The organism is Pseudovibrio sp. WM33 (assembly GCF_001623165.1).
In the GTDB taxonomy this organism is placed as follows: domain Bacteria; phylum Pseudomonadota; class Alphaproteobacteria; order Rhizobiales; family Stappiaceae; genus Pseudovibrio.
This window is the reverse complement of sequence record NZ_LMCK01000045.1, coordinates 1-5,954: the sequence shown is the minus strand read 5'-3', so window position 1 is coordinate 5,954 and position 5,954 is coordinate 1. Positions and strand designations below refer to the sequence as shown.

Below are 5,954 nucleotides of genomic sequence, written 5' to 3'. Positions count from 1 at the left end.
TATCGTGCCTTATAGGCAAAAGAGGCGACGTAGTTCATTAAAAGAAAGCCCGGGCAAGGCGTGTAGCTGATGCCGAAGACTCATTACTAACAAACAGCGCAGGTATTGCCTGCCGCCTTGCTCGTCCCGACTATCGGGAATTCTGGTTCAACACTGCATGAGAGGTCATGTGGTGCTATTGGTGCTTCTGCATTTCCAAAGCGTATCGCTGAAACTTGAGAAACGGTTTGAGTACAAAAATCCGCAATAGATGAAACCGCTTTATGTGGAAATACGCAGGAAATGCATCTAACGCAGACTTTGCAGGATGCCGCCTAATCGTTAGCTTGTCGTCCTGCAAAGAAGCGTGTCAGGCAAGGAGCACCACGGATGAAACCGACAAACTCAGTATTTACCGGAATAGAAACGACGGTATTTGAGCGCATGTCGCGTCTGGCTATGGAACATCAGGCCATCAATCTGGGGCAGGGCTTCCCGGATGTAGATGGCCCGCAGGATGTGAGACAGGTTGCTGCTGACACCTTGATGGAAGGGCCAAACCAATACCCGCCTATGTTGGGCGTTCCGGCCTTGCGACAGGCTGTGGCGGACAACAACAAGCGCTTCTATGATCTGGATGTAGATTGGCAGAGCGAAGTACTCGTCACCTCAGGCGCCACCGAAGCGCTGGCAGACAGCATCTGCGCGCTGGTTGAACCGGGCGATGAAGTCATCCTCATAGAGCCGCTTTACGATTGCTATCTCTCGCTGGTCAAACGGGCAGGCGCCACTCCGGTCTTCGTGCAGGTAACACCGCCAAACTGGGAGCTGCGCGAAGAGACACTGCGCAAGGCGTTCTCCAGCAAAACCAAAGCCATCTTGCTCAACAACCCAATGAACCCAAGCGCAAAGGTCTTCTCCACGGGGGAACTGCAACTCATTGCAGACCTGTGCCTGGAGTTTGATTGCTATGCGATTTGCGATGAAGTCTACGAGCACATTGTCTTTTCCAAGGACAAGCACAAGCCACTCATGACCCTTCCGGGGATGCGTGATCGCTGCATTCGCATCGGCTCTGCGGGGAAGACGTTTTCACTGACAGGCTGGAAAGTTGGCTACATCACAGCCGCCCCAAACCTGTTGGAGCCAATTGCCAAAGCGCACCAGTTCATCACCTTCACCACACCGCCAAACCTGCAACAAGCAGTCGCCTACGGCCTGAGCAAAGAAGATGACTACTACACCTCGTTGGAAGACGACCTGAGAGCAAAGCGTGACCTGATTTCCAAACCACTGGAAGACATGGGCTTTAAGGTGCTGCCGTGCGAAGGCACCTACTTTGTCACCTGCGACTTCTCCCCACTTGGCTTCACAGGCAATGACGTGGAGTTCTGCCAGAAAATGGTGGAACAAGCAGGCGTTGCCGCCGTTCCGATCTCAGCATTTTACGGCACCAAAGGCCCGCAAACCTTCGTCCGATTCTGTTTCTGCAAAAAGGATGAAGTCCTGCACGAAGCTCTGGGTCGGTTGCGCGTCTGGATGGGAGAACTAGCGGTTTCATAAGGGCTCGCACCAAACTGAAGACGCTGCTTCTCTGATAAGTAGTTCTGGCTTTCGGGAATACGCGTAAAAATAAAGACAAATTCGCAAAAGTAGCTCTGCGCTCAAAAATAGAGTATGCAGACGACAACAAACCGGAGCTGCTTGGTCAGGCAAGGACGACTGACAGCCTTCCGCAAGTAATCAATTAGCCTGTAATCCAACCCTTGGAAGTTTGAGTGAATGGATAATCCCGTACTCGTCGAAGTGACACGTGGCACCACTGTCGAGAGCCGTCACCGTGGTTCAATCGCTATTGTTGATGCCGATGGTAAGCTGGCATTCAGCGCAGGTGACGTGGAGCAGGGCATCTTTGCGCGCTCCGCAATCAAAGCTCTTCAGGCAATTCCAATGGTGGAATCCGGCGCGGCTGAAGCCCTCGATTTTGACGATGCTGAACTGGCTCTGGCCTGCGCCTCCCATAACGGCGAAGAGACCCATGCCAACTCCGCACGCATCATGCTCTTCAAAGCGGGCCTGACAGAAGAAGACCTGCTGTGTGGCCCGCAATGGCCAAAGCACATGGATGATTGCGTCGGCCTTGTGAAGACCGATGACAGCCCATGTCAGCTGCACAACAACTGCTCTGGCAAGCATGCCGGTTTCCTGGCCATGGCCAAGACTCTGGGTATTCCAACCGAAAACTACATCGATTTTGATCACCCTGTTCAGATGGAGATCCGCAACGTTCTGGAACAGATGAGCGGTGGTATCCTGGCACGTGATGTATGTGGCACAGATGGGTGTTCCATCCCGACCTACGCCATGGACCAGCAGAAAACAGCGCTGGCCTTTGCCCGCTTCGCAACAGGTGTTGGTCTTGACCCAGTCCGCGCCAGTGCAGCAGAAACACTCTATGAAGCGTGCGTCAACGAACCTTATATGGTCGCAGGTAAAAACCGCTTCTGCACCGAGATCATGGATATCTTCAAAGGTCGTGTCTTCGTGAAAGTTGGTGCAGAAGGCGTCTTCTGTGCAGCCCTGCCAGAACTAGGCTTCGGTGTAACGTTGAAATGTGAAGACGGTTCCGTACGCGGTGCAGAAGTGATGATGGCATCCACCATCAGATCGCTTCTGGATATTTCCGATGATGAGGAAAAAGGCCTGAACGCCTGGGAACACCAGCAACTGAAGAACCGTCGCGATGTTCTCGTCGGCGAAGTGCGCCCCGTTGCAGACTTCAAGCGTCTGTTGAACGCCATGTGATGATGGAGGGCAGGAAGTCCACTTCCTGCTGTCTCACCTAAGCTGCACTGACAAGATTGTCTGTCACGCGTATGGAGTGTGGCAGATCCTCCGTTGAAATCGCCAGATCCCCGCTCACCTGCTCATCCCACTTGAAGCCAGCGATATTCACGGGGCAGCCCGCAATGATATTCTGGGAAATGAGCGCACTTTGTCCTTCAGCTGCAAAGCTGACGGCAATGCCAACCGGGGCAGAGCGCACAGTGTTTTGAGCTGCAATCAAATTACGCATATACGGGCCCCAACCCAGATTAATGCCAATAACCCGCGCATCCTCGACAACATTGCCAGTCACACTGGTATCCGCCTCAACCGCAATACCAACCCCAAAACTCGGATTGTCCTTCGCATAAGGCCCAGCGCCAGTAATATCGCGCAATACATTGTTGGAGCACACGGCCAGACGACCACCCTCACGGAAGTTGGTGATGGAAATCCCGTTGGCGGCTGTCTCAATCAGGTTATTGCTGACAATAGCGCCCTGAAAACCAAACTCGACAAACAAAGCCACCTCGCCGGAACGATGGCAAGTATTACCAAGCACCTCAACATTTGACGCAGCATTGGCGCGGATTGCGGAAAACGTGCAGTCGCTCACCTTGTTGTTGGAGATGGTAACATTGTCCGCCCGAAACACATTGATGCCATTGCCATTTTGACCGGTTCCACCACTTTGCGCTTGAATGTTGGAGACTTGATTGCTGGAAATGATCGAACCATCATGCCCTTCAGACCACCGATGCACCAGAATACCGCCGTTTCCGCAGTCAGAAACGATATTCCGCTCAATCTGAAGCGCTCTAGCATTGTAGCTGAGAAGAGCAACATCTCCGATTGCGTGGATCTGGTTACCAATAACAGACCCTGAACATTGCTCCAGCACCAAACCAGCCTTGCTGCTCTTGGTTATCTCACAGGAACTGAGATCAAGCCGCTCACATTGAGAAAACCACAGCAGCGCCGAGACGTCGTCGGATAGTGACAGGCCGTTGCCATCAAAAACAAGTTCGCTCAGGCAAATACGATCACCCTGAATACCCTGCAGAAGAGGGCCACTTCCATTAAGCACCAGACGTGTATGTCCGGGCACGCCGCGTAAGCTCAGCCCACTGGGCAGAGAGAGGTTTGAACAGAAGAAATTGCCCGCACCAAGCTGAAGGATCTGCCCTTGCGCTGCGGTCTCATTCATTGCGGCTTGCTGCGCATCAGAGACATCTTGCTGCAAAGGAGGTGCAGGAAACTCCGCGATCACCGGTCTCAAAGGCGTTGCTGCCTGCGCGTCCTGAGCAGCCACAAGCGTTCCAGCTCCGGCAATGACACCAGCACCAAGCAGGGCACGTCGTGAAAGTCTCTCTTGATCCTCAGTCATCTTGTCCCCCAACGCTGGTTTAAATGCCGAACAAGCTCGCCAGCTTACTCGCTGCAGCCGTTGCAGGCAGATTGCCGGATTTCACCGCGCTTTCAACATCAGGCAGCGCCGCTTGAATATCCGGGTTTGCCTTCAATGCGGCCTGAAGCTTCTCGTTCAGCAAGCCCCACATCCATGCAAGCTGCTGTTCAGCACGTTTACTGTCCCAGTCACCGCTCGCCTGCATCCGTTCTTTGAAGATGCCGAGCTGCCCCCACACCTCATCAAGGCCCTCATTGGCAAGGCCGGAAACCGTCAGAACAGGGGGAGACCAGTGCTTGGAACGTGGCGCAAGAATATTGAGAGCTGCACGATACTCAGAGGCCGCAGACCGCGCCCGCAGCAGCCCGTCACCTTCTGCCTTGTTCACGGCAATAAGGTCGGCAATCTCAAGCACGCCCTTCTTGATCCCTTGCAGCTCATCACCAGCACCCGGCAACATCAGTACGAGGAAGAAATCAACCATCTGCGCAACTGTTGTCTCGGATTGCCCAATGCCAACCGTCTCCACCAGGATGACATCAAACCCAGCCGCCTCACAAAGCAACATGCTTTCGCGGGTCTTAGCCGCCACACCGCCAAGCGTGCCTGCAGAAGGGGAAGGGCGAATGAAGGCATTACGATCTATAGCCAACTGGGCCATACGAGTCTTATCACCCAAAATGGAACCGCCAGTCCGCGTAGAAGACGGATCAACAGCCAGCACGGCCACTTTGTGCCCGGCTGCTGTGAGATTGGAGCCAAAGGTGTCAATGGTGGTGGACTTGCCAACGCCCGGAACGCCCGTCACACCAATGCGGAATGCATTCCCGGTAGAGCCCATCACCTTGGTCAGCAGCGCTTCGGCCTGCTCCCGGTGTGCTGGCTTCTTGGATTCAACAAGCGTTATGCCGCGCGCAAGTGCTGCACGCTGCCCATTCAGCAACCGCTCGGCAAGATCATCAATGTTATCTCTGGAAGAAGCGAAGCGTGCATTCATTCAAATAAGTCCGGTCAGAAGAATCTCTTCTGCCAACCTTGAACAGATGACGCCCCTTTGCAAGTCAGCGACTTGGAGAAGTTGTGGGGCAGGGCAGAACCCTGCACCAGTTCTTCAGGAAGGATACGCGAAGAATAATGCGTTAGCGATAAGTGACAGCAGTACCAGTTGCAGTCACCATCAACATGGAACCGTTGCTGCCAACTGTTTCATAATCAATGTCGATGCCGATCACAGCATTTGCACCATAGCGCGATGCTTCCTCAGTCATCTCATGCAGCGCAATCTGACGGGCTTTCTTCAGTTCACCCTCGTAGGCGCCGGAACGACCACCGACAATATCGCGAATACCAGCGAACAGATCCTTAAAGACGTTCGCACCCAGAATTGCTTCACCGTGAACAATTCCTTTGTACTCGGAAATCTCTTTGCCATCGAGAGAGTTAGTGGTCGTAGTAAGCATATGTCATCCTCAAATCCGTGCCATGGCCCTCAGCCAGACACACATCAATCCGTTCAATCAAAACCAACAAGCCAAGATCGAAGTGCCCGAGCCCATAAATCAAATGAGCGCTTACCTCATGTAGGAAAGGATCTGGAAAATGCCAGAGGCAACTAACTTAGTCAGATGCGTGAATTTTCTTTTTGCCTGCTTAACTCACGTCTCATCTCGGCCAATTCAACGTGAAGCGCGTCAAGCTTAGCTGATCAGCCCCACTTGAGTGGTCCGGTTTGAAAGTTAGT

5 protein-coding genes are annotated in these 5,954 nt (G+C 53.3%); 2 read left to right on the top strand and 3 right to left on the bottom strand.

Annotation, left to right across the window (positions count from 1 at the left end; all coding sequences use genetic code 11):
- Window positions 1-369: 369 nt before the first annotated feature.
- Together PsWM33_RS08870 and PsWM33_RS08865 are read left to right on the top strand one after the other, a co-directional pair.
- The gene (locus tag PsWM33_RS08870; protein WP_063299968.1) at window positions 370-1,542 is read left to right on the top strand and encodes an aminotransferase; all 1,173 of its coding nucleotides are present in this window, start codon (window positions 370-372) and stop codon (window positions 1,540-1,542) included.
- Between the two features lie 219 nt (window positions 1,543-1,761).
- Window positions 1,762-2,784 carry an asparaginase gene (locus PsWM33_RS08865; RefSeq protein WP_057465847.1) on the top strand — a complete coding sequence of 341 codons (1,023 nt, stop codon included), beginning with the start codon at window positions 1,762-1,764 and terminating at the stop codon, window positions 2,782-2,784.
- A gap of 37 nt (window positions 2,785-2,821) precedes the next feature.
- Here the strand turns inward: PsWM33_RS08865 and PsWM33_RS08860 are convergent, their stop codons facing one another.
- The 3 genes from PsWM33_RS08860 to PsWM33_RS08850 form a co-directional block, all read right to left on the bottom strand.
- A complete protein-coding gene (locus PsWM33_RS08860) occupies window positions 2,822-4,192 on the bottom strand; it encodes a TIGR03808 family TAT-translocated repetitive protein (RefSeq protein ID WP_063299967.1) in 1,371 nt (456 codons plus the stop codon).
- Window positions 4,193-4,211: 19 nt separating this feature from the next.
- Window positions 4,212-5,210, bottom strand: a complete 999-nt coding sequence (gene meaB / locus PsWM33_RS08855) for a methylmalonyl Co-A mutase-associated GTPase MeaB (protein ID WP_063295736.1) — start codon at window positions 5,208-5,210, stop codon at window positions 4,212-4,214.
- Between the two features lie 142 nt (window positions 5,211-5,352).
- Window positions 5,353-5,673, bottom strand: a complete 321-nt coding sequence (locus PsWM33_RS08850) for a heavy metal-binding domain-containing protein (protein WP_063295737.1) — start codon at window positions 5,671-5,673, stop codon at window positions 5,353-5,355.
- Window positions 5,674-5,954 lie beyond the last annotated feature (281 nt).

Excerpts from the sequence above, each read along its gene's own strand:
- PsWM33_RS08860 (WP_063299967.1), bottom strand. The coding sequence starts at position 4,192 with ATGACTGAGGATCAAGAGAGACTTTCACGACGTGCCCTGCTTGGTGCT.
- PsWM33_RS08870 (WP_063299968.1), top strand. The coding sequence starts at position 370 with ATGAAACCGACAAACTCAGTATTTACCGGAATAGAAACGACGGTATTT.
- PsWM33_RS08850 (WP_063295737.1), bottom strand. The coding sequence starts at position 5,673 with ATGCTTACTACGACCACTAACTCTCTCGATGGCAAAGAGATTTCCGAG.
- PsWM33_RS08865 (WP_057465847.1), top strand. The coding sequence starts at position 1,762 with ATGGATAATCCCGTACTCGTCGAAGTGACACGTGGCACCACTGTCGAG.
- meaB (WP_063295736.1), bottom strand. The coding sequence starts at position 5,210 with ATGAATGCACGCTTCGCTTCTTCCAGAGATAACATTGATGATCTTGCC.